The sequence below is a fragment of the Brevundimonas sp. AVps4 genome, from assembly GCF_058681525.1.
This window is the reverse complement of the sequence record NZ_CM178741.1, coordinates 2,046,890-2,072,765: the sequence shown is the minus strand read 5'-3', so window position 1 is coordinate 2,072,765 and position 25,876 is coordinate 2,046,890. Positions and strand designations below refer to the sequence as shown.

Below are 25,876 nucleotides of genomic sequence, written 5' to 3'. Positions count from 1 at the left end.
TGTGGATGTCGACGCCTTTATCGCGCATTGGGCCCAGGCCCCGATCGGGGAACGGTCGCATTATCAGACCTTCATCATTCAGCTTTGCCGTCTGATCGGCGTCCCGGCGCCCGACGACGAGCGAACCGGCGACCTGGACTATTGTTTCGAGCGGCCGGTCCGCTTCCGGCATGACGACGGCCGCGCCACCCAGGGCTGGATCGACTGCGCCAAGCGCGGCTGTTTCGTGCTGGAAGCCAAACAGTCGTCGAAGCGGCGCAACGGCGGCCCCCTTGATCCGGCGGTCCAACTGTCGCTTTTCCTCAAACCCAGCGCCGGGCCCCGCGCGCCTTCGCCCGAGGCGGTGGATCGCCTGATGCGCGCGGCGAAGCGCCAGGCTGAGAACTACGCCAAGGCGCTGGATGAATGGCCGCCCTTTCTGATCATCGTCGACGTGGGCCGGTGCATCGAGGTCTGGTCGGATTTCGATCGTCAGGGGAAGGCCTATATCCCTTACCCGGATCGCGCCACTTACCGCATCGAGCTGGAGCATCTTCGCGCGCCCGAGGTCCGTGAGCGGCTGCGCCGGATCTGGCTCGACCCCCTGTCCTTGGACCCCGCCGCTGCGGTCGCCGAGGCGACGACGGACATCGCCCGGCGTCTGGCCTGGCTGGTGCGCTCGATCGGCCAGAGACGATCGACGGCGGGCGAGGACCGGGTTCAGCGGGCGGCGCGCGCCAACCAGACCGCGCTCTTCGTGATGCAGTGCATCTTCGCCATGTTCGCCGACAGCGTCGGCCTGATCGAGGAGCGGGGATTTCTGCGGTTTCTCGAAGCCTATCGGGGCAAGGCGGATCGGTTCCACGAAGGGGCGCGGGTCTTCTTCGGCCTTATGGACCAGGGCGGGCATTGTCTGGCGATTCAGCAGCGTCTTCGCCGCTTCAACGGCGGCCTGTTCCGCTCCGCCGTCCCCTTGCCGATCACGGAAGAGGAGCTTGAGGCCCTGATCGCGGCGGCCCGGTGCGACTGGGCCCTGGTCGAGCCGGCCATCTTCGGCGCCCTTTTGGAACAGGCCCTGGATCCGCAAGAGCGCGCGGAACTGGGGGCGCACTACACCCCCAGGGCCTATGTCGAACGCCTGATCGAGCCGACCATCATGGAGCCCCTGAGAGCGGACTGGGAGGCGGTCGAGGCCCAGGCCCTGGGGCTCTATCTCGAAGGCGACGTCCAGGGCGCAAGGCGGATGATCCGCACCTTTCATGATCAGCTTTGCCGGGTGCGGGTGCTGGATCCGGCCTGCGGGACGGGGAACTTTCTCTATGTCGCCATGCATATGATGAAGGCGCTTGAGGGAGAGGTTCTGGGTGTTCTGGCGGAAATGGGGGAGGAGCAGGGCCGCCTGGGTCTGGACGGCCATGTCGTCAGTCCCGAACAATTCCATGGGCTGGAAAAGAACGCCTACGCCGCCTGGATCGCCGAGATGGTGATGTGGATCGGCCATCTGCAATGGCATTTCCGCCTGTTCGGCGACGCCGCCCCTTCTGAACCGATTTTGAAGGATTTCCGCCGGGTCGTGCATGTCGACGCCCTGGTCAGTTGTTCGCGGATCGCTGGGGGGCTGGGCGAAACGGGCGGGGATCGTGCGGTCGAACACTATGTCGATCCACGGCCGACGCCCTGGCCGGAGGCGCATTTCATCATCGGCAATCCGCCGTTCATGGGCGGCAAGGATCTGCGTGCGGCCTTCGGCGACGGCTATGTGGCCGCCTTGGACCAGGTGCGCGGCGGTCGGTTTCGCTCCGCCGATCTGGTCACCGTCTGGTGGGATCGCGCGGCCGAGATTCTGACCCGGCCGGGCTCAATCCTGCGCCGCTTCGGCTTCATCACCACCAATTCCGTCACCCAGACCTTTTCGCGCCGTGTCATCGCGCACCATCTCAGCCGCCGCCCGGCGGTTCGCCTGGTATTCGCCATCCCCGACCATCCGTGGGTCGTCGGCGTCGGCCGCGCCGACGTCCGCATCGCCATGTCGGTGGCGGAAAGGGGGGAGGCGGACGGCCAGGGCCGGTGGCTGGGCGTGACCGACGAGGCCGACCTCGACACCGATCTTCCCCGTCTGACCTTTCAGGAAAGACGAGGGGTCATCGGCGCGGACCTGATGATCGACCAGGGGCTGGGCCGGGCGGTCGATCTGAGGTCCAATGCGCACCTGGCCTATCGCGGCGTCCAGCTGATGGGCGCCGGATTCCTGGTGACGCCGGAGCAGGGACGCGCCCTGCTGGCCGGTTCAGAGGTCGGAGCGCCGTCGCCGATCCGCGCCTATCGGAATGGTCGCGACCTGGCTGATCGCAGTCGCAATCTTGAGGTGATCGACCTGTTCGGATGGGACGAGGCCGACGTGCGGCGGCGCCATCCTCTGATTTATCAGCATCTGCTTGAGACGGTGAAGCCCGAACGGGAGCGCAACAACCGCGCCGCCTACAGGGACAGCTGGTGGCTCTTCGGCGAGCCGCGCCGCGAGCTTCGCGCGGCCCTGACGGGTCTTGATCGCTATATTGTGACTGTCGAGACCGCCAAACACCGCTGGTTCAGCTTTCTGAACAAGGACGTCCTGCCCGACAACAAGCTCGTCGTCATCGCCAGTGACGATCCGGCCGTGCTGGCGGTGCTGTCGTCCCGCGTCCATAGGGCCTGGTTCGCCGCGAACGGTGGAAGGATCGGGGAGTATCAGCGCGAGGCCGTCTATGTGAAAGGCGTCTGTTTCGACCGCTTTCCCTTTCCCGAACTGGACCCGGCCCAGGCGGCTGAACTGGCGGCCCTGGGGGAGGAGTTGGACCAGACGCGGGCGCGCGTCCTGGCTGAGAATCCCGACCTGACCATGACGGCGCTTTATAACGCGATGGCCCGCGCGGCCGAGACCCGTCCCCTCGAGACGTCCGAACGGGACAGACATGACCGCGGCCGCATCGGCATCCTCGATCATCTTCATCGCCGGCTGGATGAGCGGGTGACCAAGGCCTACGGCTGGCCGGCCGATGCGGATGAGGCGACGATCATGTCGGGATTGACGCAGCTGAATCGGAGAAGGGCGGAGGAGGAGGCGCAGGGACGGGTGCGCTTCGTCCGTCCCGCCTATCAGAGCGGCAAGGTACGGATCATCGCGCCCCAGCCCGTCCAGACCGAGGCGGTCCTGGTATCGCCGCCCAGCCGGCCGCAGCTTCCGGAGGAGCCGGGCCCCTTGGCCTCAGCCCTGCTGTTCCGTCTGAGACGCGCCGGCGTCCCCATGCAGCCTGAGCATCTGGCGGCGGCGTTTGAAGGCGGCGGACGGCGTAAGACCCGCACGATCGAACATACGCTGGCGGTCTTGGCCGTTTCAGGGGCGGTTCAACATTCGGAGACAGGCTGGTTCGCCCCCCATCGAGCTTGAAACCCGAATCAGACCTCGGCCACGCCCATAGCCTTCAGCAAGGCGTCGCGCACCGCCGCCTCTGTGAAGGGCTTCTGGATGGTCGGCGACCCGCGCCATTCGTCCGGCAGACCGCCTTCGCCATGGCCGGTCGAGAAGACGAAGGGCACGCCGCGGGATTTCAGGGCCTCCGCTACGGGAAAGACCTGCCGGCCGGCGACATTGACGTCCAACAGGGCTGCGTCCAGCTCGACCGTGTCGCGGGCCAGGGTCTCGCCCTCGTCGATATTGGACGCGGGACCGATGGGCACGCACTCCATGTCCTCCAGAATGGTCTCGAGCAACATGGCGACGAGGGACTCGTCCTCCACAACCAAGACACGGCGTCCACTCAGCGGCTGGTTCATAGGGCGGGTGTCCTGTCGAGGGGAACCATGAGTTCCGCAATCAATCCGTCTTTGCCGTAAACCAGATCGATCTCACCCGCCAGATCGTGACGAATGTTTCGTTCAATCAATCGGCTACCAAAGCCTCTTGTGTCCGGTGGCGTAACTTTCGGCCCGTCCAACTCTCGCCAGGTCAGCTTTAGTTTCGGCGCAGTCTGATCCGCCAGGCCCCAATCGACCAGAACCCGTCCGTCGGGCGTGGACAGGGCGCCGTATTTGCCGGCGTTCGTCGCCAGCTCATGGAAGATCATGCCCAGAGACAGGGCTGTAGCCGGCGCCAGGGCGACGGCTGGACCGTTCAGGTGGAAGCGCGTCGGACCGAACGCCTCGGTCTCGTGCTCCAGAATGGCGCGCAGATCGGCGCCCTCCCAATGGGTCCGCGTCAGAAGATCATGGGTGTGGGAGAGTGCCAGGATTCGCGCCTGGAAGGCCTGGGCGAAGGTGGAGGGGTCGCGGTGGGACCGCGCCGTCTGGATCGCGATGGACTGGACCGTCGCCAGGGTGTTCTTCACCCTGTGGTTCAGTTCGTCGATCATCGACTTCTGACGGCGGGCGGCCAGGACGTTCTCGGTCACGTCGTGACCCTGTACGAAGATGCCGACCACCTGGCCGGCCTCGTCGCGAATGGGCTGATAGATGAAGTCGAGATAGTGGTTTTCCAGCGGCGCTCCCGGCCGCCGCTGAAGTTGCGCCAGGCTTTCGCGCCCCTCATAGGCTTCGCCTGTAGCGAAGACGGAATCGAGAAACTCGTAATAGCCTTGGCCGGCCAGCTCAGGCAGCGCCTCTCGGATCGGCTTGCCGGCGATGTCGCGGTGGCCGATCAACTGCCCATAGGCGGCGTTGTACATCTGAAAACAGTGGTCCGGGCCCGACAGAATGGCGACGAAGCCCGGCGCCTGCATGAACATCTCGACCAGGCGATTGCGTTCCTTCTCCAGGCGACGGTTGTCCTCCTGCACCGACTGAGCGCGCCGCAGAACGGAACCGCCGACGATGGCATCGAGGGCCGTGGTCGGTTCGTCGCGCGGGGCGGCCGGGAACAGGTCCGTGATATCCATCGTGTGCTGAAGCAGAAGGACGACCTCGCCCTCGGCGTTGAGCAGCGGCGTATGGGTGGCGCTCCAGATCCGCTCCTCGAACACCTCCCGGCGATCATCCAGGCGTCGTGGGAGCGAATAGCGGACGAGGGCCAGATGGTCGCGCTGTCGGGTGTCGCGCGCCTTTTCAAGTGAGGCCCTGACCTGCCGGACGTTTTCGGGCGCCTCCTGCCCCGGTCCGGAATCGAAAGCCTGAAACAGCGGCCGACCCAGGAGATCGGGCCTATGCGAACGGGTGACGTCCAGATAGGCCTGATTGACGTCGAAGATCCGCAAATCCGGGGTGAGCAACAGATAGGGATTGGGCGAAGCCGCAAACGCGGTCGCCAAATCGGCGATCGACGCGCCCTGTGTCAGAAGTTCAGTCAAGCCACGCCCCAGTCGAACCGGGCCTAAACGCCCACCTGACGAAAAGGTTCACGCCAGCACAAATCATTTTCGGATCGTCATTGGCCCGTCGAGGGAATTTGCTAAGGACGGGACATGACAATCGCCAGCGCCTTGGCCACCCTCTCCCTGATGATCGCTCAACCCACAGACCGGCCCGCCGACGATCCGCCTCTGATCCGGATCGACCAGGGCGAGCTGACGGGGGTGGCGGACGGCGACATCGCCGCCTTCAAGAACATTCCCTACGCCGCCCCGCCGGTCGCAGAGATGCGGTGGCGGCCGCCCGGGACGGCCCCGCGATGGGAAGGCCGTCGCGACGCTTCCACCTATGGCCCCATCTGCATTCAGGCCACGCCGCAGGGCGACCCCGGCGTCGGCCCCCTGCCGATGAGCGAGGACTGCCTGAACCTGAACGTCTGGCGCCCCCTCGATACGTCCGCGCCGGCGCCGGTGATGGTGTGGATCCATGGCGGCGGACTGGTGAACGGCTCGGGCACGGCCGCGCTCTATGACGGGTCGCACCTGGCGCGTCAGGGCATGGTGGTGGTCACGCTCAACTATCGCCTCGGACGGCTGGGCTTCTTTGACCACCCCGCCCTGGCGGCCGAACGGCCGGCCGATGAGCCGGCGGGCAACTATGGCGTCATGGACGTGATCGCCGCCCTGAAATGGGTAAAGGCCAATATCGCCGTCTTCGGCGGCGACCCCGACAACGTCACCATATTCGGGGAATCCGCCGGCGGCGCCATGGTGACCCGCCTGATGATCTCGCCTCCGGCGCGTGATCTGTTCGCCCGGGCCGTCGTTCAGTCCGGACTCGGGCGTGAGTTGCAAACGCCCCTGGACCGACGCGGCGCCTTTGACCTGCCGTCCGCCCGCGAGAGGGGCGAGGTTTGGGCGCACGGCCATAATCTGATGACGGCGGCCGATCTGCGGTCGGCGCCGGTCGAACTGCTGCTGACGCCTGCGCCGGTCTTCGCCAACGGCGACCTGACCCTGATCGACGGCAGGATCGTGCCTTCGACCGTCGAGGCGGCCTTCCGCGCCGGGCGGCAGTCGCCGGCGCCCTTGATCATCGGGACCAACAGCGCCGAATTCTGGTGGATGAAGCCCACCGACCGCAACGGCTACGGCATGATCGACGACGACATGACCTGGCTGGAACGTGCCCAGATCATCCAGGCCTATGGCGGAGAGGCCGGGTTTGACCGCGGTTTCATCACCGACGCCGTATTCTCCGAACCCGCACGGCTGCTGGCGCGGCTGCACGCCGCCGCGGGACGACCCGCCTATCTCTATCGGTTCGACATTTCCTCGCCGGACAATCCCGAACCGCACGGCGGCGCCACCCATGCCATCGAGCGACCCTATGTCTTCGGAACGCTATCGCTTCTGCCCTATCCGGTGCGGCCGGTCGATGAGGCCGCATCCCAGGCCATGATGGGCTATTGGACCAGCTTCGCCCGCTCCGGCGACCCGAACGGGGTAGGCCGGCCCGACTGGCCGATGGCGGCCGGAAGAGGCAATCCGACGCTGCTGCTGATCCGGAACGACGGCCCCGTCGCCGTTTCGACCCCGGACGCGGGGCGTCTGGACCTGATCGAACAGTTCCGTGAGCGCCCGCGCGGGGGTTCTCGGGCGCCTCGGCCGGATGAAGACATGGCCAGGCCCTACCAACACTGAGGACCCGGCCTGGGTTGCGGAAGGTTCAGCCCGCCGAGGTGCTGCTGGACTGCTTTTCTTTCAACGTCACCAACTCCTCCGCCATCGTCGGGTGGACGGCGCAGGTTGCATCCCATTGGGCCTTGGTGAGGCCGGCCTTAACGGCAATGGCGGCGAGCTGGATCATCTCCGGACTGTCCGGCCCGACGATGTGGACGCCGACCACCCTCTGGCTTTCGGCGTCGACGACCAGCTTCATCAGAACCCGCTCCTCGGAGCCGGTGAAGGCGTATTTCATCGGCCGGAAGCGGGCGACATAGACATCGACGCCGGCCGAACAGGACCGCCGCGCCTCGGCCTCCGACAGGCCGACCACGCCGACGGGCGGCTGGCTGAACACCGCCGTCGCCACGGCCTCATAGTCGAAATGCTGAGGATTGTTCCTGAAGACAGTCTGGTGAAAGGCCACCGCTTCGCGAATGGCCACCGGAGTCAGGTTCATCCGGTCGGTGACGTCGCCGATGGCCCAGATGTTCTCGGCCGTCGTCTTTGACCAGCGGTCCACCTTGATCGCCCCGGCCTCGTTCAACTCGACCCCGGCGGCGTCCAGCCCCAAGCCCTTCACATGCGGAACCCGGCCGGTGGCGAACATGACCACGTCCGTTTCCAGCTTCATGCCGTTTTCGAGGTGGTTGATCAGTCCGGTCGGCGTCTTCTCGATCTTCTCATGCTGGCAGCCCAGGATCACCTTGATGCCGCGCTTTTCGATCTCGCCGGCCAGATGGGCGCGCACATCGTCATCGAAACCGCGCAGGATGTTCGGCCCGCGATAGATCAGGGTCGTCTCGACGCCCAGGCCGGCGAAGATTCCCGCAAACTCCACCGCAATATAGCCGCCGCCCGCAATCAGGATGCGTTTGGGCAGTTCGGGCAGGTGGAAGGCCTCTTCCGAGGTGATGGCGTGCTCGATCCCGGTCAAGCCGTCCGGCTTCCACGGGCGGCCGCCGGTGGCGATCAGGATCTTTTCAGCGGTGAAAACCTGATCCTTTCCGACGATTTCGACCGTATGGGCGTCCTTCAACACCGCCCGACCATGGACCAGCTCCACGCCGGCCTTGCCCAGATTGGCGGCGTAGATGCCCGAAAGACGCGCGATTTCGACATCCTTGGCCTCGAGAAATGTCGGCCAGTCGAACCGGGCCTGGTCGAACGACCAGCCGTAGCCCTCGGCGATCTCCAAGGCGTGGCTGACTTCGGAGGCCATGACCATGAATTTCTTGGGCACGCATCCCCGGATGACGCAGGTGCCGCCGACCCGGTATTCCTCGGCCACAGCGACCCGCTTTCCGTCCAGGGCGGTCAGCCGCGCTGCACGCACGCCTCCTGAGCCGGCGCCGATGACGAAGAGGTCGTAGTCATATTCAGCCATCTGGCGCTCCGGCGTCCCGACGCTGCACAGAGCCGGACTCATTTAAATTCGGCGGCAGACGCCGCAGCCTGAGGTTCGAATTAGGAGGGGGCGCTCGGCACGGCAAGGCTTGCGCCTTCAGCCGGCGGGGCGCCCCTTTACGATTCGGGCGTTGGCTGCGCGTGTCTTCGGTCCCTGTTCGCTCATCACTTCCGTTCGATACGGGCGATTGGTCTTGTCGCCGCCTTGCTGGAAGGGCTCGTCCAGCGCTTCGCCGTCGTCCGCATAATCGGTGACTTCTCCAGCGGCCGGAGGGGCGAGCGCTGCGTCGCGATAGTCGTCGGCGGCATAGGATTTCGCCTCGGGATGAGTTGAGACGTGCTGCTCGCGCGCCTCATCGTTCGGGACTTGCGGCTCGTTGACGGCGTTCTGCGCCGTTGCGGTCGGAGACTCTGTATTCTGGTGCGGCATGGTTCGCGTCCTTTTCGGGTGAAAAGGCATAGCGGCCGGGGCGCCAGGTCGTTCCGAGACTCCTAGGGCAGAAGCGTGTCCACTCCCTTGTCCGTGCCGATGATGGCGAGGTCGGCCAGGTCGAGGAACAGGCCGTGTTCGACGACGCCGGTGATCAGCTTCAGGTCGTCGGCCAGACGCACCGGGTCGTGGATGGCCTTGCAAGCCGCGTCATAGATCAGATTGCCGCCGTCGGTGCGGACCAGACCGCGATCCGCCTGGCGCACGCGCGCCGGCGCATGGATCTCATGATCGACCAGGACGTCGGCGATGCGATTGGCCGTGGTCTTGTGCCCGAAGGCCACGACCTCGATCGGCAGGGGAAAGGCGCCGAGCACCGGAACCACCTTGGCGGCGTCGGCGATGACGATGCAGCGGCTGGACGCCTCCCACACCAGTTTCTCACGCAACAGGGCGGCGCCGCCCCCCTTGATCAGGGCCAGGCCGGGACCGACCTCGTCCGCGCCGTCGACGGTCAGGTCGATGCGCGGCGTGTCTTCCAGCGTCGATAGGGTCAGGCCCAGCTCGCGCGCCAGATCGGCTGTCTTTTCGGATGTGGGGACGCACCGCAGACCGGACAGATTGCGGGCGGCCAGAGCCTTGACGAACCAGGCGGCCGTCGAGCCGGTGCCCAGGCCCACCACCATGCCGGGCTCGACATGCTGGGCGGCGGCTTCGCCGGCGTTCTTCTTTTGCAGATCGCTCATTTCAGCTTAGCGGCCTTGGCCGCCTCCTTCTTGGCCTTGGCCTTTTCACGGAAGTCGGCGGCGGCTTGCGGCCTGTTCGTCTGGCGGGCCCGGCCGAAGGCGAGGGCGTCGGCCGGCACGTCCTCGGTGATGACGGAGCCGGAGGCGACCAGGGCGCCCGCGCCGACCGTCACGGGGGCGACGAGACTGGAATTGGAGCCGACGAAGGCGCCGGCACCGACCTCGGTCTGCGCCTTGTTGAAGCCGTCATAGTTGCAGAAGATTGTTCCCGCCCCGATGTTGGCGCCGGCGCCGACCGATCCGTCGCCCAGATAGGCCAGGTGATTGGCCTTGGCGCCCTCGGCCATACGGACGTTCTTGACCTCGACGAAGTTGCCGACCTTGGCGCCCCTGCCCAGGTCCGCGCCTGGCCGCAGCCGGGCGTAGGGGCCGACCTCCGACCCGGCCGCGACGCGCGCGCCCTCGATATGGCTGAAGCTGCGGATGCGCGCCCCGCCCTCGATCACCGCGCCCGGCCCGAAGACCACATAGGGTTCGATCACCGTTCCGCCTCCGACCTGGGTGTCCCAGGCGAAGTGGACGGTATCCGGCGCGCTCATGGTCACGCCGGCGGCTAAGAAGGTCTCGCGCTGAACCTTCTGGAACAGGGCCTCGGCCTGGGCCAGTTCCGCCTGGGCGTTGACGCCCATGACCGCGTCCTCGTCGGCGAAGACGGCGCGGGTGGGATGGCCGGCCTTGCGCGCCAGTTCGACGACGTCAGTCAGATAGTATTCGCCCTTGGCGTTGTCGTTGCGGACCTGGGCCAACAGGGAAAAAAGCAGGGCGGCCGGCGCGGCCATGACGCCCGAGTTGCAGGCCGTGACGGCCAGCACCTCGGGCGAGGCCTCCTTGGCCTCCGTGATGGCGGTCAGGATGTCGCCCTCGAGGATCAGACGGCCATAGGCGCCCGGGTCGCGGGCTTCGAAACCGATCACGGTGACCCCCGACGCGCCGAAGACAGGCGCGATGTCGGCGGCCTTCAGCAGGGGGACGTCGCCATAGGTGACGACCACGTCTCCTTCGAACCCGGCCAGAGCCTGTTCGGCGGCGCGCACGGCGTGACCGGTGCCCAGGGGCGGGTCCTGGACAGCGATCGCAGCCTCGCCCAGGCGGTTGACGACATGGGCCCGGACCTCCGGCGAATGCTCGCCCACCACCACGACCACCCGCTCGCAGCCTAGGGCCTCGGCGGCGTCAATGGCGTGATCCAGCATGGCGCGCCCGCCGACCGGATGCAGCACCTTGGGCAGGGGCGATTTCATCCGCGTGCCCTGGCCGGCGGCGAGGATGATGGCGGCGCGGGGCGGCGTCTGGGTCATGGATCGATCCGGCTGTCGGTCTTGGTCTGTCGCCCTCTAGCGCGCCTGGGTCCAGGCGTCACGGGGGCGTGGCGGGTGGGATCAGACGTCCAGCTCTTCCTTCACGAACTGGGCGTTTTCCTGGATAAACTGGAAACGGGCCTCAGCCCGCTTGCCCATCAGCCGTTCGACCAAATCCTCGATGCTCGCCTCGGCGTCCGGCACTGTGATCCGGGCCAGGGTGCGCTTCTTCGGGTCCATGGTGGTCTCCTTCAGCTGGGAGGCCATCATTTCGCCCAGGCCCTTGAACCGGCCGATCTCGGTCTTCTTGCCCTTGAAGACGGTGGCCAGAAGCTCGTCGCGGTGGGCGTCGTCGCGGGCGTATTCGCTCAAGGGGCCGGCCGAGATCCGGTACAGCGGCGGCAGGGCCATGAAGACCCGGCCCTGACGGATGGTCTCAGGCATGACGCGATAGAAGAAGGTGATCAGCAGGGCCGCGATATGGGCGCCGTCCACGTCGGCGTCGGTCATGATGACGATCCGCTCATAGCGCAGGTCGTCGATGTTGAAGCGATTGCCGGGCTGGACGCCGAGCGCCAGGGCCAGATCGGACAGTTCGACGTTCTGGCGCAGCTTGTCCGCCGTGGCCGACGCGACGTTCAGGATTTTGCCGCGCAGGGGCAGGATGGCCTGGGTGGTGCGGTCGCGCGCCTGTTTGGCCGAGCCGCCGGCTGAATCGCCTTCGACGATGAAGAGTTCGGTGCCCTCGGCGGCCTGACGCGAGCAGTCGGAGAGTTTACCGGGCAGGCGCAGCTTGCGGGTGGCGGCGGCGCGCTGGACCTCCTTGTCCTTGCGGCGGCGCAGCCGGTCTTCGGCCCGGTCGATGACGAAGCCGAGCAGGGCGTTGGCCTGTTTGGGGCTTTCGGTCAGCCAGTGGTCCAGCGGGTCGCGCAGCAGCTGTTCGACGATCCGCGCCCCCTCGGGCGAGGACAGACGGTCCTTGGTCTGGCCCTGGAACTCGGGATTGCGGATGAAGACGCTGATCAGGGCGCCGGCGTTGGCGATGACGTCCTCGGCCGTGATGATGGCGGCGCGTTTCTCATTGGTCAGTTCGCCATAGGCCTTGAGCCCCTTGACCAGGGCCGCGCGGAAGCCGGCTTCGTGCGTGCCGCCGTCGGGGGTGGAGACGGTGTTGCAGTAGGACTGGATGAAGCCGTCCGCCTCGCCGAAACCGGCGGGCGACCAGGTGACCGCCCATTCGAAGGCGCCCGCCTCGCCCTGACGCTCGGCGCGGCCGGCGAAGGTGGGGGTGACGGTTTCCAGCTCACCGATGCGGTCGGCCAGGGCGTCGGCCAGGCCGCCGGGGAAGTGGAGCAGGGCCTGTGCCGGGGTGGCGTCGGTGATCCGTTCGGGGGCGCAGGTCCATTTGATCTCGACGCCGCGGAACAGATAGGCCTTGGAGCGCGCCATACGGAACAGGCGGGCGGGCTTGAAGGCCGCGCCGACACCGAAGATCTGCTCGTCCGGCTTGAAGCGGATCAGGGTGCCGCGCTTCTTGGACGGGCCGACCTGCTGGATCGGGGCCAGGACATGGCCGCGCGAGAAGGCCTGCCTCCACTCGAAACCGTCGCGCCAGACCGTGACCTCGACGCTTTCGCTGAGGGCGTTGACGACCGAGACGCCGACGCCGTGCAGGCCGCCCGAGGTCTCATAGGCCTTTCCCGAGAATTTGCCGCCCGAGTGGAGGACGGTCATGACCACCTCCAGCGCCGACTTGCCGGGGTGTTTGGGGTGCGGGTCGACGGGGATGCCGCGGCCGTCGTCGCGGACGGACAGATAGCCTTCGGCGTCCAGATCGACGGTGATCAGCCGTGCGTGGCGGGCCACCGCCTCGTCCATGGCGTTGTCGAGGACTTCGGCGAACAGGTGGTGCAGGGCGCGTTCGTCGGTGCCGCCGATATACATGCCGGGGCGTTTGCGGACGGGCTCCAGGCCTTCCAGCACCTCGATCGAGGAGGCGGAATAGCCGCCGGGGACCGCAGCGGCCGGGGTCGGTGCGGGCGCAGGGGCGGGCGCCGCCGCAGCGCCCGGCGTCGGGACAGGCTTGGGCGCCTCCGGCTTCGGAGGCTGGGGCGTGTCGTCAAAAGCGAAGAGATCGGCGGCCATTCACATAGTCTGAGGCGATTCGGGGCCGGTTCTGGTAGGCCCGCTGGGGCGGTCGAGCAAGCGGCGGTCGTGCCGGAACGGGATCGAAGGTCACGGCGCGGGCCAAAATCGCCAGCATCAGCACCCAGGGCAGGTTGGCGTGGGTCAGAAGCACGCTCTCCGAAAGGCTCAGGACGAAGAAGCCCGTCATATAGCCCAGGCTCCAGAAACCCTCGCGCGCGCCCATTCCGTTCAGCCGGGCCAGAATCATCACCGCCGAAACGGCCATCACCAAACCCACGAGGACGGCGCCGGGCCAGCCCAGCTGGACCAGAAGGTCGATCCAGCCGTTGTGGGCCGAGGGAACCGGCCATTGGGTCTCTATTCGGATCGCGCGCGCGGGGATGGAGTCCACGCCCCAGAAGGCGCTGAAACCGTAGCCGGTCCAGGGACGGTCGGCCACCTTGCGCATCAACGCCTCCCAAATCAGGGTCCGGCCGGTCAGGGAGGGATCCTTGCCCAGGGCTTCGAGGATGACGGCGGACTGTGTGTTCCAAAGCCAGGCGCCGCCGGCCGCCATGACGACCCCCAACCAGACCGCAACCACGGTGACGGCGGCTCCGCCTTGGCGAAGCACCCACCAGCCGCCGACCATGCCGACCCCCAGGATCAGGCACAGCAGGGAGGTCTTGGACTGGGTGGCGACCACCAAAAGCGTGGTGAGCGCCAGGGTCAGGAGGGCGATCCAGGGTTTGCGGCCATTGTCAGCCAGATGATCGGCGACAAGAACGGCGGCGGCCGAGACGGCGCCGACTACCATGACCAGGCCCATCTGGTTCTTTTCGTACCAGAGCCCGCGCCACAGGCCGGCGTTGTCCAGTTGGTGCACTCCGATCCGAGGAAACAGGAAGACCATGATCAGGCTGCCGATCGCCATCACCAGGCCCGCGCGCATCAACAGGCGGGGCAGGGCGGAGCCATTAAAGACGGCGCCCAGATAGACGGCGAAGGCGCTGTTGATCGCCAGTGCGATGACGCGCCGCTCCGTCACCTCCGCATCGATCGACCAGTACTGCGACACATAGGCCAGGCCGACGAGGGCGCCCACCGCCAGCCAGGCCGGCCAGGCGCGGATGACGCGCTCGAACCGGAAGACGATCAGCCCCGCCGTCACCGCATAGACCGGCAGCCACAGGAACCGCAGCATGGGGGTCTCGCTCTGGTCCGGCGCAAAGACGGGCGCAAAAAGGGCGCCGGTCAGCATGAAGACGACGAAGCCCGCCGCCCACTGCTCCCAGGCGGGCGGATCGGTCGGCTGATCGAATCGGTCAGGTGAGGCGCGCACGCCCAAGGGTGACGCCGCCCGCTTAAGGAAGGGTGAGCGCGGCGCGGAAGGCCGCTAGTCCCCGCTCCAGGTCCGCAATCAGGTCCGACGGGTCTTCCAGCCCCACATGCAGTCGGATCAGCTCCCCCTCCAAGGCGGGTGGGTAGACGCGATAGGCCGTCTGATGGGTTTCGTGGGTGATCAGGCTTTCGAATCCGCCCCAGGAATAGCCCATGCCGAACAGGCGGAGGGCGTCAAGCAGGGCCTGGCCGGCGGCCTCGGTTCCCCCCTTCAGAACCACCCCCATCAGGGAGGCGGCGCCGGTGAAGTCGCGTGTCCACAGCTCATGGCCGACAGAGCCGGGCAGGGGCGGATAAAGGACGCGGGACACCTCGGGCCGGGCCTGCAGCCATTCGGCGATGATCAGACCCGACCGACCCTGTTCGGCGTAGCGCAGCGGCAGGGTGCGCAGGCCACGCAGGGCCAGCCAGGCGTCGTCGGGCGAAACGTGCCAGCCCAGGTCTTCGATCGTATCTGCGATCGCCCGGCGACAGGCTGAATCCGTGACGGCGATCCCGCCCATCAGGACGTCGGAATGGCCGGAAACATATTTGGTCAGGGCCTGGACGCTGACGTCCACGCCGTGGGCCAGGGGTTTGAAGGCCAGGCCGGCGCCCCAGGTGTTGTCGATCATGCTGAGAACGCCGCGTTCTCGACAGGCCCGAGCCACCGCCTCGACGTCGATCATTTCAAACGTCAGGGAGGCGGGCGACTCCATCAGGACCAGGCGGGTGCGCGGCCCGATCGCGGCGATCACCGTTTCAGCATCCGCATCGGCCGGCAAAAATCGTGACGTGACGCCACGCGCGGCCTGGTAGCGGGACAGAAAGCGTCGCGACGGACCATAGAGGGCGTCGGTCGTGATCACCTCGTCGCCCGGCCGGGTCAGGGCCAGCAGAGGCACGGTGACGGCGGCGAGGCCGGAGGGGACGATAAAGGCGTCCTCGGCCCCTTCCAGATCGGCCAGGGCGGCGCGCAGCTGGCGCGCGGCCGCCCCGCCGTCCAGGCCGTAGGTGGGGCCATCGGCGTTATCCCGCATGACCGCCGCACGGTCGCTGAGCATGGTCGAGGCCCGCTCGACGGGCGGATTGACCGGACGGCGGCCCTGCCCCCGGCGTGTGGCGGACGAGATCAGGCGGGTGCGGTCCGAATGCGGCGACATGGCCTCTCCGATGGCTTGCGGATCAGGGTCTAAAGGCCTCTAAAGTCGGCCGGGCGCAAGCGGAGGAGACGAACGCGATGCGGATCATGGCGATCGGAGCGATGACGGTCCTGCTGTTGGCGGCGGCGGCTTGCGGCCGCGACGACACGAGACGCGCCGCCGAAGACGACGCCCCCCCGGTCCCGGCGCCAGCGGTGACGACCGATCGTCCCGAAAGTCCGACCCTGGTGGCGGTCAAGCGCCGCGGGCGGCTCAATTGCGGGGTGCATCAGGGTCTGGTGGGCTTCGCCCACACCGACAATCGCGGGCAATGGCGAGGTTTCGACGCCGACTTCTGCCGGGCCATGGCGGCGGCGATCCTGGGCGACGCCGAGGCGGTGCGCTTCGTGCCCCTGTCGGCCTCAGACCGGTTCGCCGCCTTGGATGAGGGCAGGATCGACGTCCTTTGGCGCAACTCATCCTGGACCATGAGCCGCGACGCCGGCGAAGGCTTCGTCTTCGCCGGCGTCAACTATTACGACGGCCAGGGCTTTCTGGTGCGGCGGTCACTCAGCCTGAACAGCGCGACTGAGCTGAATGGGGCGCGGGTCTGCGTCCAGGCCGGCTCGACCGCACAGGCCAACGCCGACGACTTCTTCAGGTCACGGGGGATCCCGTACCGGCCTGTCGTCTTGCCCACGGAGGAGGCGGCGCGCGACGCCTATGGCCGCGAGGACTGCGACGCCCTGAGCGCCGACATTTCGGCCCTCGCCGCCTCGCGCGCCGTCCTGGCCGACTCCCAGGCGCACACGATATTGTCAGACGTGGTGTCCAAGGAGCCCCTGGGACCGGTTGTCCGCGCGGGCGACGACCGCTGGGCCGACGTGGTCCGCTGGACGCTCAACGCCGTCATCCTGGCCGAAGAACTGGGCGTGACTCAGGGAAACGTCGAGGCCCAGGCCAAAGACGCCCGAGACCCGCGAATCCGGCGTCTGCTGGGCGCAGAGGGGGATTTCGGAGCCATGCTGGGCCTGTCGAAGACCTGGGCGAAGGACGCTGTTTCCGTAGTCGGCAACTATGGCGAAATCTTTGATCGGAACCTGGGCTCTCAATCGCCGCTCGACCTGGCCCGCGGATTGAACGCACAGTGGAACGGTCGGCCGCCCGGCTTGATCTATGGATTGCCGATCCGTTAAGCGCGACGACTTGCATCGTTTTCTGGGGGACAGATGACTGAGACCAAACGCGGGGGCTTGGCGCTCCACTGGCTGATGCTGATCGGCTTCACCGTCGGCCTGGGCGCCGGCCTTTGGGTCAATTTGACCCTCGGCGCCGACACGCCCTGGGTCGTCTGGCTGACCGACAACGTCACCGGCCCGGCCGGTCAGATCTTCCTGCGCCTGCTGTTCATGATGGTGATCCCCTTGCTGTTCTCAGCCCTGGTCATCGGGGTGGCGGAGATGGGGGATCTGAACGCCCTTGGCCGGGCGGGGATCAGGACCCTGCTTCTGACCATATTGGTGTCCGGCATCGCCGTGGTCATAGGGCTGGTGATGGTCAATCTGTTGCAGCCCGGTCGCGGCGTCGATCCGGCCATGGCTCAACAGTTGCTGGAGCAAGGGCGCGACGGCGCGGCCGGGATCGTCCAGAATGCGCCGGAGACCATCCAGCTCGGCGACTTCTTCCTAGGCCTGGTTCCGTCCAACGCGGTCACGGCGGCGGCGGAGAACCAGATCCTGCCGCTCATGGTCTTCGCCCTATTCTTCGGCATTGGCCTGGTCATGGCCAAGAGCCCCGCCACCGACCGCCTCCAGCAGGTCATCGCAGGCATTCTCGAAGTCACGATGAAGTTGATCAACCTCTTCATCAAACTGGCGCCCATCGCCATCGCCTGCCTGATGTTCAATCTGGCGGCCCTGTTCGGCTGGGATCTGCTGGTGCGTTTGGCCGCCTTCGTCGGTGTCGCCGTCGGGGCCATGGCGATCCATATGTTCGTGGTCTATCCCCTCGTCATCTGGATTCTCGGCGGGCGCTCGCCGTTCGGCTTCTTCAAGGCGGTGCGCGAGCCCATGGTGGTGGCCTTCTCCACCGCCTCGTCAAACGCCTCCCTGCCGGTGTCGCTGAAGGCGGCCGAGCACGAGTTGAAACTGCCGCGCAAGATCGCCCGTTTCGTGCTGACCGTCGGCGCCACCGCCAACCAGAACGGCACGGCCCTGTTCGAGGGAGTGACGGTGCTGTTCCTGGCCCAGTTCTTCAACGTCGAGCTGAGCCTGACCCAGCAGTTGATCGTCATGCTGGTCTGCATCCTGGGGGGAATCGGCACGGCGGGCGTTCCGGCCGGCTCACTGCCCGTGGTGGCCATGATCCTGGTCATGGTGAAGGTGCCGCCGGAAGGGATCGGTCTGATCCTGGGCGTCGATCGCTTCCTGGACATGTGCCGCACGACGCTGAACGTCACCGGCGACCTGGTGCTGGCCACCGTCGTCTCGCGCGGCGAGAAGGACGAGCCGGTCGAGCCGATCACCGAAACCCCGGCCTCGCCGCCGATCCTGGCCTGAGCGGCGTCAGGCCCCGGTGGCGACGGGGGTGTCGGTTCGAGATCCCCATTCAGCCCATGATCCGTCATACAGGCGCGACGGCCGCCCCAGGGTTTCGAGCGCCAGGCTGATGATTGCGGCCGTGACGCCGGATCCGCAGGTCGTCACGACCGGTCGGGCCGGGTCCAGTCCGGCGTCGGCCAGGACGTCATCCAGGGACGCGCCCTGTTTCAGGCGACCGTCGCTGTCGATCAGGGCGGCGTAGGGCAGGTTGATCGCGCCGGGCATATGGCCCGCACGGACGCCGGGTCGGGGTTCCGCCGCCTGGCCGGCGAAGCGGGCGGGACCACGGGCGTCGGCGACCTGAATCCCCTCCGCGAGTGCGGCGCGCACATCATCCAGACCGGCGACTGCGCCCGCGTCGAAATCCGGGGTGAAACGGGCGGGCGAGGGCGGAGGCGGGGTCCCGGCTTCGACGGGGCGTCCCTCGGACTTCCACTTCGGCAGACCGCCGTCCAGCACCTGGACATGGGCGGCGCCCATGACCTTCAGCATCCAGCGAACGCGGGCCGCCGAGAACAGGCCGACGGAATCATAGACCACCACCCGGTCCGTCTCGCCGATCCCCACGTCCGACAGGGCGGATGCGAAGGCTGCGGGCGAGGGCAGCATGTGGGGCAGGCCGCTGGAGCCGTCGGAGACGCCGTCCAGATCAAAGAAGCGGGCGCCGGGAATATGTTCGACCGCGAACTCGGCCCGGCCGTCCCGTCCGTCCAGATGCCAGCTGGCGTCCAGGATGCGCAGCGACGGATCATCCGTCAGGGCGGCGAGATCCCCTGTGGAGATCAGGGGAAAGAGGGGCGAGGGCTGGGTCATGGCCCCAGCCTAATGTCAGGCGCGGTCCAGCACCAGTTGCACCACGTCGGTCCGGCGCGAGCGGAAGCCCGCCTCGCAATAGGCCAGATAGAAGCGCCACAGCCGGCGGAACCGCTCGTCGAAACCGGTGATGCGGCGGATGTCGGACCAGGCGGCCTGGAAGCGATCGTCCCAGAGTTTCAGGGTCTCGGCATAGTCAAGACCGAAGCGTTCGATGGGGCCCCAGTTCAGGCCGGCGGCGGCCACGACCGGCTTCAGCCGCTCTTCCGACGGCAGCATGCCGCCGGGGAAGACGTATTTCTGGATGAAGTCGGTGCGGGCGTTGTATTCGTCGAACAGGGGCTCCTGGATGGTGATGATCTGGAGGCCGGCGCGGCCGCCGGGCTTCAGCACCTCGTGGATCTTGCCGAAATAGGCGGGCCAGTATTCCTTGCCGACCGCCTCGAACATCTCGATGGAGGCGACGCGGTCGAACCGACCCTGGACGTCGCGATAGTCGGTCAGTTCGATCGTCGCCCGGTCCGAAAGGCCGGCGTTGAACAGGCGCCGGCGGGCGAAGTCGTGCTGTTCCTTCGAAATGGTCAGGCCGGTGACCTGGGCGCCGATCTCGCGGGCGGCGAACTCGGCGAAGCCGCCCCAGCCGCAGCCGATCTCCAGCACCGACATGCCCGGCTTGAGGTCCATCATCCGGGCCAGGGCGGCGTATTTGGCCTGCTGGGCGGCCTCCAGCGACCGGTCGGCGCCGTCGAACCGGGCCGCGGAATAGGTCATCGAACGGTCCAGCCAGGTCGAATAGAAGGCGTTGCCCAGGTCGTAGTGGGCGTGGATGTTCTTTTTAGAGCCTGTCCGGCTGTTGCGGTTGCGCCGGTGGACCAGCCAGTTGACCGCCTTCATCAGCCAGTTGCCGTCGAACAGGCGGCGGATGTGGTCATAGTTCTCGACCAGGGTCTCCAGCAGGGCGGCCAGATGGGGGCTGTCCCATTCACCGGCCATATAGGCCTCGGCGAAGCCGATGTCGCCGGCGGCCAGGACGCGGCGGGCGAAGCGATAGTCCTTGACTTCAAGCACGCCACTGGGGCCGGGACGGGCGCCCTCCAGCACATGGACATCGCCGTTCGGCAGACGAACGGTGAGGCGGCCGAAGGTCCAGTTCGACGCCAGCAGACGCAGCAGCAGGCCGAAAACGCGTGGCGTGCGGGCGGCGGCGGCCTCTATGTCCAGAGCGGCGGCAGTCATGCAAGAACCTCTGTCTCAGTCGTCAGTCAGGATCAGCGGACGCATCGCGACCCGACACCGTCTTCAGGGCGTCGAGGGCGCGCGCACGCGCCTGGGCATGATCCAAGATAGGGTGCGGATAGTCCGTTCCAAGCCTCACTCCCGCGTCGCGCAGAACTTCGGCCGGGGCTGTCCACGGCGAATGGAGCCAACGGTCCGGCAGGCGGCGCAGCTCGGGAACCCAGCGGCGGACATAGGCGCCGTCGGGGTCGAACTTTTCGCCCTGACCTATGGGATTGAAGATGCGGAAATAGGGGGCGGCGTCGGCGCCCGAGCCCGCCACCCACTGCCAGTTCTGCGCATTGCTGGCCAGGTCGGCGTCCACGAGAGTGTCCCAGAACCAGGCCTCGCCCTCGCGCCAGTCGATCAGCAGATGTTTGACCAGGAAGGAGGCCGCGACCATCCGCACCCGGTTGTGCATCCAGCCGGTCGTCCAAAGTTGACGCATGCCGGCGTCGACCAGGGGATAGCCGGTGCGGCCCCGCTTCCACGCCTCCAGCCCCTCGGGATCGTTGCGCCAAGGCATGGCCTCATATTCCGGACGGAAGGCCCGGTCGACGATCGTCGGGAAATGGTGGAGCAGATGGGCGGAGAAGTCGCGCCAGCCCAGCTCGGAGACGAACTTGGCCGCCTCGGCGGTCGGCGCGGTCTCGCGGACCCGATGGGCCGCACGCCAGGGGCTGATCTCGCCCCAGTGAAGGTGAGGCGACAGGCGGCTGGTGGAGGACAGGCCGGGGCGGTCGCGGCCGCCCGAATAGGTCTTCGCGCCGCGCGCCAGGAAGTCGGACAGGGTCGCCGCGGCGCCGGCCTCGCCCGGCGTCCAGTCGAAGCCTTTCGACCAGTCGGGTCGGGTGGGGTGCAGACCCCAGTCGTCGGTCGCCTCGCTCGCCACCTCGGCCGGGGTCTCGATCCGACGCGGTCCGGTCGTGTGCGGCGGCGGCTCGGCGCTGGCCAGCAGGGCCTTCATGAAGGGGGTGAAGACCTTGTAGGGGGCGTCTGAGCCGTTCAGCACGGCGCCCGGCCGCGCCAGGAGCGACCCGTTGAAGCCCCGGCAGTCGACGCCGGCAGACTTCAGCTCATGGGCGATCTCGGCGTCGCGGGCGAAGGCGGCGGGCTCGAACAGGCGGTTCATGAAGACGGAGTCTGCTCCGGTTTCGTGGACCAACACCTGAAGCTGCACCAGGGTCTCGCCACGCCGCAGGATCAGCCGCGATCCTCGCTCGCGCAGCGCGGCGTCCAGGGCGCGCAGAGACTTGTCCAGCCACCACAGCGAGGCGGCGCCCGCCGGGCGGTCCGGGTCGCGGTCCAGGATGAAGACCGGCAGGACCGGACGGCCGGTCGCGGCGGCCTGGTTGAGGGCGGGATTGTCGTGCAAGCGAAGGTCGCGGCGAAACCAAAGGACGACAGGCTTGGGGGCCACGCAGGCGAACTCCATGATGATAGCTTGCGCTCACGGGAAATGAGCGCCACCTGATGGCCTCATAGCTGCGGCAAACGCCGCTCCCATAACGCCTGAACTTCGAAAGAGCCGCCTCGTGAGCCGACCCAACGCCGTCATTACGTTGTCCGAAGGTCTTCGGACGCCTGTCGTCATCGGCGGCGGCGCCCGAATCGTCTTCATCGCCGGTCCGTGCCAGATGGAGAGCCGCCAGCACGCCCTGGAGACGGCCCATGCGCTGAAGGAAATCGGCGAGCGGCTGAAGGTCGGCATCATCTACAAGACCAGTTTCGACAAGGCGAACCGGACCAGCGCGACGGCGGCGCGGGGCATCGGTCTGAAGGACTCCCTGCCGATCTTCGCCGAGATCCGCGAGGTCACCGGCCTGCCGACCTTGACCGACGTCCACTCCGAGGCCCAGTGCGGACCCGTCGGCGAGGTGGTCGACGTGCTGCAGATCCCGGCCTTTCTGAGCCGCCAGACGGACCTGCTGTTGGCCGCGGCCGCGACCGGCAAGGCGATCAACATCAAGAAGGGCCAGTTCCTGGCCCCCTGGGACATGAAGAACGTCGTGGCCAAGGTGGTCGGAGCCGGCAATCCGAACGTCATGGCCTGCGAGCGGGGCGCCAGTTTCGGCTACAACACCCTGGTCAGCGACATGCGGGCGCTTCCGGTGCTGCGCGACATCGGCTGCCCGGTCGTGTTCGACGCAACCCATAGCGTCCAGCAGCCGGGCGGGCAGGGCACGTCTTCGGGCGGTCAGCGCGAGTTCGTGCCGGTTCTGGCCCGCGCCGCCGTTTCGGTGGGCGTGGACGCGGTCTTCATGGAGACCCACCCGGACCCCGACAACGCTCCGTCGGACGGCCCGAACATGGTGCCGCTGGATCAGTTCGAGGCCCTGGCGGCCCAGCTGATCGCTTTCGACGATCTGGCCATCCAGATCGGCGCCAAGACGCCTCAGGTCTGACATGACGCCCCGGATGATCGTGGTGACCGGCGGCGCCGGCTTCATCGGCTCCAACATCGTGGCCCGGCTGACGGAGGAGACGGCCTATGACGTCGTCGTCTGTGATCGGCTGGAGACGGCCGATCTGGGCAAGTGGCGGAATCTGGCTAAACATCCGATCGCGGATTTCTGGTCTCCCGAGGAGATGTTCGACCAGCTGGAGCGCCATGCCGAACGGATCGAGGCCGTGGTCCATATGGGTGCGATCTCCTCGACGACCGAGCCCGACGCGGACCTGATCCTGCGGACCAACTTCACCCTGTCGCGCGATCTGTGGGACTGGTGCGCCATCCGCAATGTCCGCCTGATTTACGCCTCCTCCGCCGCCACCTACGGCGACGGCGAGACGGGGTTCAACGACGATGACGACGCCCTGTCCCTGGGGCAGCTGCGGCCCCTGAACGCCTATGGCTATTCCAAGCTTCTGTTCGACCAATATGCGGTTCGACAGGCGGACCGGGACCAGGCGCCGCCGCAATGGGCCGGGCTGAAATTCTTCAACGTCTATGGACCGAACGAGGGCCACAAGGGCGGGATGAAGTCGGTCGTCGCCCAGATCTGGCCCAAGGTGGCGGCGGGCGAGACCGTCAGCCTCTTCCGCTCGCACAATCCCGCCTATGCCGACGGGGGGCAGCTGAGGGACTTCGTCTATGTGGACGATGTGGTCGACGTGATCGAGTTCCTGCTGCAATCGCCTCAGGTTTCGGGGATCTTCAACGCCGGCTCGGGCCAGGCCCGCTCCTTCGCCGACCTGGCGCGCGCCACCTTCGCCGCGGCCGGCAAGCCTGAGGCGATCGCCTATATCGACATGCCCGAGGTAATCCGCGACCGATACCAGTATTTCACCCAGGCGCGGATGGATCGCATCCGGGCTGCGGGTTTCGAGGGACAGGCGACGCCTCTGGAAGAGGGAGTGCGGCGCTATGTTCAGCAATTCCTTTCTCAGCCAGATCCTTATCGATGAAACATCTGACATTGCGTCAATGGATTGGATACAGCGGTTTCGTTCTGGTCTTTCTGTTGACGGCGGCGGTGGCGGTCTGGCGGGGCGACATTCTGCGCGCCGCCCTTGATCCGCAGATTCCGTTTCAGACCTATCGCCCGCCCCCGGCGCCCGACTACGCCCAGCCCTCGGCCTGGGCTCTTCTGGACGCGAGGGTGCAAGGGTCCGGCGCGGCCAATGTCTTCTTCGTCCATTCGACGACCTTCGACGGCGGCCGCGACTGGAACGGCGCGATCGGCGACAAGAAGGCCGACGCCTATCTGGAGCGCGTGGTTCTGCCGAACTACGCCGGACCCTTCGCTCGCGCCGGCGCCGTCAGCGCGCCCCGCTATAGGCAGGCCAGCCTCTATACGCGGCTGACCCTGCGCGACGACGCGCGCGAAGCGCGCGCCTTCGCCTATGACGATATTCTGTCCGCCTTCGACGTCTGGCTGGGTCGCCATCCGACGGGCCCCATCGTCCTGGCGGGGGTGGAGCAGGGGGCCGATCTTCTGGATCGTTTGATCCGGGAACGGATCGCGCCTGATCCCGTGCTCAGAAGCCGGATGGTCGCGGCCTATCTGATGGACGCCATCATCGCCGTCGAAAACCTGCCGGCCGACACGCCGCCCTGCGCCGACCGGCGGCAGATCCACTGCGTCGTCGCCTGGTCTCAAGTCGGCGCTCCCGATGATGCGGCCGCGCATCGCCGGCTTCGACGGGCGACGGTTTGGGACGAGCGCGGACAGTTCGTCGATCTTGCGGGCCGCCGCCCGGTCTGCGTCAATCCGGTGACGGGCGGAACGGGCGAAGCGCGCGTCCCCGCACGGCTTCATCGCGGCGCCACCAACGCCACCGGCCTGGAATGGGGCGCAAGGCCGGCCCTGATGGCGCGGGAGGTCGAGACCCAGTGCCGCGACGGATTGCTGCGCCACAGCTGGCCTGATCTGGAGTCCTTCAAGGAAAGAGGGAGTTGGGCGGATCGACGAAAAGCCCGCCCTTACAACTTGTTCTATGGTGATATTGAAGAAGATGTTGCGGAGCGTCTGGCGGTTTACGCCGCTCGGGCGGGCTGAAACGGTCGTCTCGCGTCCGGTTTTTATGGCGCAGCCGCCTGCCGCGGCGTAACCTGGGGTTCTCAAGGAGGACCCCCATGGACGTGCTCACCATCTTCGCCGGCGTTCTGCTGTTCCTCGCCGTCTCGCTGCTGTTCAGCGTGATCAAGATCGTGCCCCAAGGGCGCGAATTCACAGTCGAACGGTTCGGAAAATACACCAAGACCTTGAGCCCCGGCATTGGCTTTCTGACCCCGTTCGTGGAACGAATCGGCAAGCGGATGAACATGATGGAGCAGGTTCTTGACGTACCGACTCAGGAAGTCATCACCAAGGACAACGCCATGGTCCGGGTGGATGGCATCGTCTTCATCCAGGTGATGGACGCCGCCCGCGCCGCCTATCGGGTCGACGACCTGACCTACGCCATCGCTCAACTGTGCATGACCAATCTGCGAACTGTGGTCGGCTCAATGGAGCTGGACGAGGTGTTGAGCCAGCGCGACAGCATCAACACCCGCCTGCTGCACGTCATCGACGCGGCGACCGAGCCCTGGGGCGTCAAGGTCAACAGGATCGAGATCAAGGACCTGACCCCGCCGACCGACGTCACCAACGCCATGGCCCGTCAGATGAAGGCCGAGCGCGAACGCCGCGCTGTGGTGACCGAAGCCGACGGCGAGAAACAGGCCGCCATCGCCCGCGCCGAGGGCGCCAAACAGGCAGCCATTCTGGAGGCCGAAGGCCGCAAGGAGGCCGCCTTCCGCGACGCCGAGGCGCGCGAGCGGGAAGCCGAGGCGGAAGCCCGCGCCACCGCCATGGTGTCGGAAGCCATCGCCCGAGGGGACGTCAACGCCATCAACTATTTCGTCGCCCAGAAATACGTCGAGGCCTTCGCCGACCTGGCCCGCAGCCCTCAGCAGCGGACCGTCATCGTTCCGGCGGAAATGGGCGCCCTCGTCGGCACGATCGCCGGCATCGGCGAGATGGTCGGCTTGGCCAAGGCTCAGCAGCAGGACGCGCCGCAGCCTGCTCGGCCGACGACGACCGCACGTCGTTCGTCGGTTCCGCCGACCGCCTGATCGGAGCGCGCGA

Annotated in this window: 20 protein-coding genes; 8 read left to right on the top strand and 12 right to left on the bottom strand. The window is 67.0% G+C overall.

Annotated features, from left to right (window positions below; translation table 11 throughout):
- Window position 1 precedes the first annotated feature (1 nt).
- On the top strand, window positions 2-3,406 hold the full coding sequence (locus tag ACW178_RS10245) for a class I SAM-dependent DNA methyltransferase (protein WP_492024527.1): 3,405 nt from the start codon (window positions 2-4) through the stop codon (window positions 3,404-3,406).
- Window positions 3,407-3,414: 8 nt separating this feature from the next.
- Here ACW178_RS10245 and ACW178_RS10240 read toward each other — a convergent pair whose 3' ends face one another.
- Both ACW178_RS10240 and ACW178_RS10235 read right to left on the bottom strand, forming a co-directional pair.
- Window positions 3,415-3,792: a response regulator gene (locus tag ACW178_RS10240; protein WP_492024526.1), complete on the bottom strand. Its 378-nt coding sequence runs from the start codon at window positions 3,790-3,792 to the stop codon at window positions 3,415-3,417.
- Window positions 3,789-5,297: a sensor histidine kinase gene (locus ACW178_RS10235; protein WP_492024525.1), complete on the bottom strand. Its 1,509-nt coding sequence runs from the start codon at window positions 5,295-5,297 to the stop codon at window positions 3,789-3,791. The genes ACW178_RS10240 and ACW178_RS10235 overlap by 4 nt, the downstream gene beginning before the upstream one ends.
- A 114-nt stretch (window positions 5,298-5,411) precedes the next feature.
- Here ACW178_RS10235 and ACW178_RS10230 point away from each other — a divergent pair, with 114 nt between their 5' ends.
- On the top strand, window positions 5,412-7,001 hold the full coding sequence (locus ACW178_RS10230; RefSeq protein WP_287104080.1) for a carboxylesterase/lipase family protein: 1,590 nt from the start codon (window positions 5,412-5,414) through the stop codon (window positions 6,999-7,001).
- A 25-nt stretch (window positions 7,002-7,026) separates the two neighbouring features.
- On the opposite strand, the gene gor is transcribed toward ACW178_RS10230, so the two are convergent.
- The 7 genes from gor to metC all read right to left on the bottom strand — a co-directional run bounded on the left by gor (window position 7,027) and on the right by metC (window position 15,633).
- Window positions 7,027-8,409, bottom strand: coding sequence for a glutathione-disulfide reductase (gor, locus tag ACW178_RS10225; RefSeq protein ID WP_287104081.1), 1,383 nt, complete (start codon window positions 8,407-8,409; stop codon window positions 7,027-7,029).
- 117 nt (window positions 8,410-8,526) lie between these two features.
- Entirely contained in the window at window positions 8,527-8,859 is a 333-nt protein-coding gene (locus tag ACW178_RS10220; RefSeq protein ID WP_287104082.1) for a hypothetical protein, read from the bottom strand.
- A gap of 62 nt (window positions 8,860-8,921) precedes the next feature.
- Window positions 8,922-9,605, bottom strand: coding sequence for a ribose-5-phosphate isomerase RpiA (gene rpiA, locus ACW178_RS10215; protein WP_287104083.1), 684 nt, complete (start codon window positions 9,603-9,605; stop codon window positions 8,922-8,924).
- Entirely contained in the window at window positions 9,602-10,963 is a 1,362-nt protein-coding gene (gene glmU / locus ACW178_RS10210; protein WP_054765786.1) for a bifunctional UDP-N-acetylglucosamine diphosphorylase/glucosamine-1-phosphate N-acetyltransferase GlmU, read from the bottom strand. The genes rpiA and glmU overlap by 4 nt, the downstream gene beginning before the upstream one ends.
- 81 nt (window positions 10,964-11,044) lie before the next feature.
- The gene (locus ACW178_RS10205; RefSeq protein ID WP_492024524.1) at window positions 11,045-13,108 is read right to left on the bottom strand and encodes a DNA topoisomerase IV subunit B; all 2,064 of its coding nucleotides are present in this window, start codon (window positions 13,106-13,108) and stop codon (window positions 11,045-11,047) included.
- On the bottom strand, window positions 13,083-14,432 hold the full coding sequence (locus tag ACW178_RS10200) for an O-antigen ligase family protein (RefSeq protein WP_228184157.1): 1,350 nt from the start codon (window positions 14,430-14,432) through the stop codon (window positions 13,083-13,085). Before ACW178_RS10200 ends, ACW178_RS10205 begins: the two co-directional genes overlap by 26 nt.
- A 22-nt stretch (window positions 14,433-14,454) precedes the next feature.
- Window positions 14,455-15,633 (bottom strand): cystathionine beta-lyase, encoded by a 1,179-nt coding sequence (gene metC / locus ACW178_RS10195; protein ID WP_182714450.1) that lies wholly within the window; start codon window positions 15,631-15,633, stop codon window positions 14,455-14,457.
- 86 nt (window positions 15,634-15,719) lie between these two features.
- Between metC and ACW178_RS10190 the strand changes: the two genes are divergently transcribed.
- Entirely contained in the window at window positions 15,720-16,808 is a 1,089-nt protein-coding gene (locus ACW178_RS10190; RefSeq protein ID WP_224762040.1) for an amino acid ABC transporter substrate-binding protein, read from the top strand.
- A gap of 33 nt (window positions 16,809-16,841) precedes the next feature.
- A complete protein-coding gene (locus tag ACW178_RS10185) occupies window positions 16,842-18,170 on the top strand; it encodes a dicarboxylate/amino acid:cation symporter (protein ID WP_191557828.1) in 1,329 nt (442 codons plus the stop codon).
- A 6-nt stretch (window positions 18,171-18,176) separates the two neighbouring features.
- Here ACW178_RS10185 and sseA read toward each other — a convergent pair whose 3' ends face one another.
- Genes sseA through ACW178_RS10170 form a run of 3 tightly spaced genes read right to left on the bottom strand, consistent with a single transcriptional unit; the run spans window position 18,177 to window position 21,675 of the window.
- Window positions 18,177-19,025, bottom strand: a complete 849-nt coding sequence (gene sseA / locus ACW178_RS10180) for a 3-mercaptopyruvate sulfurtransferase (protein ID WP_492024523.1) — start codon at window positions 19,023-19,025, stop codon at window positions 18,177-18,179.
- 15 nt (window positions 19,026-19,040) lie between these two features.
- Entirely contained in the window at window positions 19,041-20,261 is a 1,221-nt protein-coding gene (locus ACW178_RS10175; RefSeq protein ID WP_492024522.1) for a class I SAM-dependent methyltransferase, read from the bottom strand.
- Window positions 20,262-20,283: 22 nt separating this feature from the next.
- Window positions 20,284-21,675 (bottom strand): cryptochrome/photolyase family protein, encoded by a 1,392-nt coding sequence (locus tag ACW178_RS10170; RefSeq protein WP_492024521.1) that lies wholly within the window; start codon window positions 21,673-21,675, stop codon window positions 20,284-20,286.
- A 160-nt stretch (window positions 21,676-21,835) separates the two neighbouring features.
- Between ACW178_RS10170 and kdsA the strand changes: the two genes are divergently transcribed.
- From kdsA to ACW178_RS10150, 4 genes are all read left to right on the top strand, one after another.
- Window positions 21,836-22,705 carry a 3-deoxy-8-phosphooctulonate synthase gene (gene kdsA, locus ACW178_RS10165; RefSeq protein ID WP_224764268.1) on the top strand — a complete coding sequence of 290 codons (870 nt, stop codon included), beginning with the start codon at window positions 21,836-21,838 and terminating at the stop codon, window positions 22,703-22,705.
- 1 nt (window position 22,706) lies between these two features.
- Window positions 22,707-23,708, top strand: coding sequence for an ADP-glyceromanno-heptose 6-epimerase (rfaD, locus tag ACW178_RS10160; protein ID WP_287105804.1), 1,002 nt, complete (start codon window positions 22,707-22,709; stop codon window positions 23,706-23,708).
- Window positions 23,705-24,802 carry a DUF3089 domain-containing protein gene (locus tag ACW178_RS10155; RefSeq protein WP_228184149.1) on the top strand — a complete coding sequence of 366 codons (1,098 nt, stop codon included), beginning with the start codon at window positions 23,705-23,707 and terminating at the stop codon, window positions 24,800-24,802. Before rfaD ends, ACW178_RS10155 begins: the two co-directional genes overlap by 4 nt.
- A gap of 77 nt (window positions 24,803-24,879) precedes the next feature.
- Window positions 24,880-25,863 (top strand): SPFH domain-containing protein, encoded by a 984-nt coding sequence (locus tag ACW178_RS10150; RefSeq protein ID WP_054765777.1) that lies wholly within the window; start codon window positions 24,880-24,882, stop codon window positions 25,861-25,863.
- Window positions 25,864-25,876: the final 13 nt, after the last annotated feature.

Bases quoted from the DNA above. Each gene is read 5' to 3' on its own strand.
- ACW178_RS10230 (WP_287104080.1), top strand. From the start codon at position 5,412: ATGACAATCGCCAGCGCCTTGGCCACCCTCTCCCTGATGATCGCTCAA.
- ACW178_RS10190 (WP_224762040.1), top strand. From the start codon at position 15,720: ATGGCGATCGGAGCGATGACGGTCCTGCTGTTGGCGGCGGCGGCTTGC.
- glmU (WP_054765786.1), bottom strand. From the start codon at position 10,963: ATGACCCAGACGCCGCCCCGCGCCGCCATCATCCTCGCCGCCGGCCAG.
- rpiA (WP_287104083.1), bottom strand. From the start codon at position 9,605: ATGAGCGATCTGCAAAAGAAGAACGCCGGCGAAGCCGCCGCCCAGCAT.
- ACW178_RS10175 (WP_492024522.1), bottom strand. From the start codon at position 20,261: ATGACTGCCGCCGCTCTGGACATAGAGGCCGCCGCCGCCCGCACGCCA.
- sseA (WP_492024523.1), bottom strand. From the start codon at position 19,025: ATGACCCAGCCCTCGCCCCTCTTTCCCCTGATCTCCACAGGGGATCTC.
- ACW178_RS10240 (WP_492024526.1), bottom strand. From the start codon at position 3,792: ATGAACCAGCCGCTGAGTGGACGCCGTGTCTTGGTTGTGGAGGACGAG.
- ACW178_RS10185 (WP_191557828.1), top strand. From the start codon at position 16,842: ATGACTGAGACCAAACGCGGGGGCTTGGCGCTCCACTGGCTGATGCTG.
- ACW178_RS10205 (WP_492024524.1), bottom strand. From the start codon at position 13,108: ATGGCCGCCGATCTCTTCGCTTTTGACGACACGCCCCAGCCTCCGAAG.
- ACW178_RS10155 (WP_228184149.1), top strand. From the start codon at position 23,705: ATGAAACATCTGACATTGCGTCAATGGATTGGATACAGCGGTTTCGTT.
- rfaD (WP_287105804.1), top strand. From the start codon at position 22,707: ATGACGCCCCGGATGATCGTGGTGACCGGCGGCGCCGGCTTCATCGGC.
- ACW178_RS10150 (WP_054765777.1), top strand. From the start codon at position 24,880: ATGGACGTGCTCACCATCTTCGCCGGCGTTCTGCTGTTCCTCGCCGTC.
- gor (WP_287104081.1), bottom strand. From the start codon at position 8,409: ATGGCTGAATATGACTACGACCTCTTCGTCATCGGCGCCGGCTCAGGA.
- ACW178_RS10220 (WP_287104082.1), bottom strand. From the start codon at position 8,859: ATGCCGCACCAGAATACAGAGTCTCCGACCGCAACGGCGCAGAACGCC.
- metC (WP_182714450.1), bottom strand. From the start codon at position 15,633: ATGTCGCCGCATTCGGACCGCACCCGCCTGATCTCGTCCGCCACACGC.